Origin of the sequence: Treponema sp. UBA7567 (assembly GCF_002476655.1) — a bacterium.
GTDB lineage: Bacteria > Spirochaetota > Spirochaetia > Treponematales > Treponemataceae > Treponema_D.
This window is the reverse complement of sequence record NZ_DLLH01000020.1, coordinates 1-3842: the sequence shown is the minus strand read 5'-3', so window position 1 is coordinate 3842 and position 3842 is coordinate 1. Positions and strand designations below refer to the sequence as shown.

At 40.5% G+C, this 3842-nt stretch carries 1 pseudogene; it reads right to left on the bottom strand.

The window, feature by feature from the left end:
• Positions 1-111: 111 nt before the first annotated feature.
• Positions 112-3842, bottom strand: a pseudogene (locus B3Y13_RS02060) (hypothetical protein); the annotation flags it as partial.

The following is a 3842-nucleotide window of genomic DNA, read 5'->3' as shown; positions in this document are numbered from 1 at the left end:
GATACTTTTGGGACATCCCCTGTAATTTTATAAAACTTGCTTTAAGAACTTTCACAATTTCCAAACTGTCAGTTTTGACGGTTTGAAAAAGCGGATTGTCAAGAAAACTGCTTATTCATACACCAAAGACGGGTTGCCGTCCACAATCTTCCATTCAAGGTATTTTTCTGTTTCGGTGGAATTGGCTGTAACCCAAGCGTTCAATTTTGTAATAAGCTCATCTGATGGTGAATCAAACGAAAAAGTAGTATTAACAGCTACTCTGTTACCCACCGCACGATTTGCACTGCCTTTTAGATAATAAGCTTTTTTAATATACTCATCACTCCAATTATACCCTGCAATTGCACCTACTCGATCATCAGAAGATCCAGTAATCTGACCGACATTCACACAGTTATCTATGACACCCTTGTAATTATAACCAGCAATGCCTCCAGCCTCACCAGAACCTGTGTTTTCGATTTCGCCTAAATTGATACAATTCAATATAGAGCCATCTTCAAAAGGTTCACCAGCAATACCACCAACGCAGTTCGTCCCAGCAACCTTTCCATTATTTATACAATTTTTTATTTTGCCACCCTCTTGTAACTGAATAACAATTCCTCCTACAGAATCTGTTGCAGAAATCATTGCATTATTTTTACAGTTTTCAATAATTCCGTTTTTTAAATAACTAGCAATACCTGCTTTTAAAAATTTTCCTTCTGAAATAACATTCTTAATTTCTCCTCCTTCTACGAAACAAAAAATAGAATCTAGTTCAACATTTGAAGTTATTGTATTTCCATTTCCATCAAAAGTTCCTTCAAATTTTTTTGCACCATCACTAGTCATAAAACCAATCATAGAATCAATCGTCACATTATCCTGTAATGTAAATGTAACTCCCTCCATATTATTTCCGGCATTGACCCAGTCTGCTAGAGATTTCATCTCATCACCAGTTGAAACCGTAAGTTTTGGATATATACTAAAATCCGGCGCAGACGAAAGACTTGAAATCGCAGTCGGCTTTGAAAGGTAACCTGAGCCTGTTATAAACCATTCATCAGAATCATCATTTCCTGTTACGCAGAATTTTTCATAATCATCAGAAGTAATTGTATAAGAATCACTTTGGAAAAACTCTTTTTCGACAGCATATTCTTCCGGCGTGATTCTTGCGGTGTATTTCTGGTTTCCGGCGGCATCGTTATTTCCCGGAGCAAGCGTGCCTGTGATTGTAATTTTTTGTTGTACAGATTGTTCACTTATTCCAAGATAAATATCATTGCAATCTTTTTCTACATCAATAACAGCACTTCCGCTAAGTTCTATTTTTCCGCCAGCTTTTAAATAAATTGCACCGCCCAGCTTGCTACCAATTCCATTTTCGTCAGTTGCTTTGTTTCCAGAAAGCAATCCGCCTTTCATTATGAACGCTGCCTTTCCGCCTGTGCCGTGGTCTATATGAACAGCTCCGCCGCATCCGCCGCTTTTTGCCATGTTTCCGCTTATCTCGCCGCCATTCATAGTGAATGTGCTGTAATTTGACTGTGCCCCCCAAAGGAACATCGCTCCGCCACCGTCTCCAGAACCGTTTCCTAATGAATAATTTTCAGAGACTTTGCCTGCGTTCATCACAAAATCGGCATTATTAGCACCGTAAAACGCCCCTCCACGGTTAGCACTATTTTTTTCTATAAGAACGTCGCCATTAGAATTATTTTCTTCACCAATTTTTACAGTAATTCTTGAATTTTCATTATTAGCATAAATCGCGCCGCCGTTTCCGCCAGCTTCATTCCCACTTATTTTACAGACAGATAATTCAGCTTCACCTTTATAAGCAAAAATCCCGGCACCATCAGTTTCTGCTTTATTATCATGGATAGAACCTCCTTTCATAACAAGTTTTTTTTCAAAATGGATTCCTGAGCCACTTTTCGCAGCTTGATTTTTAAATATTTCAACATTTTCAGATATAGTTAAATCACCGCATGCAAAAATTCCAGCGCCACGACCTGTACAACCTTCAGCAGAAGTAAAATCGGCTCTGTTATAACAAATCTTTGCTGTGCCAGAAATATTCAGCACAGAATAGCTGGAAGTGCTAGCATCCGCCCCATCCGCGATGATTCCGCCACCCATTCTTGAAAAATTCCAACCTATAACACCGCCACTCATATTGAAAATTCCATTCGGGCTTACATAAACTCCACCGCCATAAGAACTTGTATAATTTTTGCAAATATAAACGCCTTCAGACATATTTACTGTTCCGCTCTGAATATAAAGCCCTGCACCAGCTCTTGAATAACTAGTGTCCGTAGCCTTGTTTCCGTAATCCGAACTTGTTGCAACTTTTGAAATATCGTTTGCGTCAGGGTCAAGTTTTTCGCCGATTATTGCGCCGCTTTCAAGGTTCAAAGTGCCAGCTTGCATATAAATTCCACCGCCAAATTCGGCAGAATTTTTGTTTACCGTTGTGCCGGAAATCGTTTTTTCTCCGTCGCCAAAATATATTCCGCCTCCATTAGCGGTTGCCGAATTATTTAGAATTTCCGAATCCGAAATTGTCACTTTTCCGTCAGCATTTATTCCGCCGCCGTTGCTTGAACTTTTATTGTAAGTGACGCTTGTATTTTCAAGCACAAGCTCTTTGCCGCTGAAACTGATTCCGCCGCCTGCATTGTTCGACTTGTTTTTTGTGACAGTACATTTTTTTAGAGTAAGACTGCCTTTTGCGTAAATTCCTCCACCGGTCGCACTTCTTGAGCCGCCTGTAATCGTCAGATTTTCAAGAGTGATATTGGCATTACTTGCATTTACGGTAAGGACATTTCCGTTTAGGCTTCCGTCCTTCTGATTCGCATCCAAAACGGCTTTTGAATCTTGAGAAAAGCCTTTTATTGTTAAATCAAGCTTATTTGAAGAGCTTATATAAATAAAACTTTTATCGTTAATGGCAGAATCCGTTGTAAAATCATCACCTGAATCCGCCGTCACCGTTCCGTCCACATAAATCGTGTATTTTTTGGAAGTATCGCCGGCCGCGGCAATTTTATCCACCGCCTTCTGGACTGTCGCAAACGGATTTGTCATTGAGCCGTCGCCGCCGTTCACATTGGTTATGGTCGGAATTGAACTGCCAAAATGTGCTTCGTTGTAAAAGACCAGTTTTCCGTCTATTTCGCCAGAAGCCGCATCCGAGCCAAGCACATAAAGCTCCGTAAAGTCGTATTTTGTAAGCTCCAAGGCGGAAGGCGTGAAAACTCCGTCCGCTCCTGTTGTTCCAATTTTTTTTCCGTCAACAAACCAGCAGTCGCTCGTCATTCCAGAATAAACGGAAATTTGCTGAACTGCAAAATTCACCGCAACCTCATTTACGGAAGAAAAATCTGTTGTGCTTTTGTAGAATTTCATTATTGCAAGATATGTTCCGGCAGGCGCGTTTTCCGCAGAAAGCATGGCTGCACTTCCGGAAACCGAGATTTCAAATCCGTAGTTGTTTCCACTGGAATCGGAAACACCGTCTTTTGTGACATTGACTTTGGCAGCCGCAATTCCAAGCACAGAATCAAAAGAAAGCGGAAGATTTACAGAACCTGTTCCGGAAGTTTCCTGCGGCTTAAGTTCTATATTCAAGCTTGAAGACAAAGATTTTTGACCGGCAGAAAGTGTAAATGTTGTGCTTCCCTGTGCAAAAGCCGAATTTTTTACAGCAGAAATTTGACTTTCGGTTTGCTTTGGGCAAGCGTAAAGAGTAAGAGTGTATAAAGATGTTTCCTGGGGAACGCAAAAAACAAAGCGAATTTCGTCGGAATAATTGTTTTTAATGACAACGGCTGTTTCAC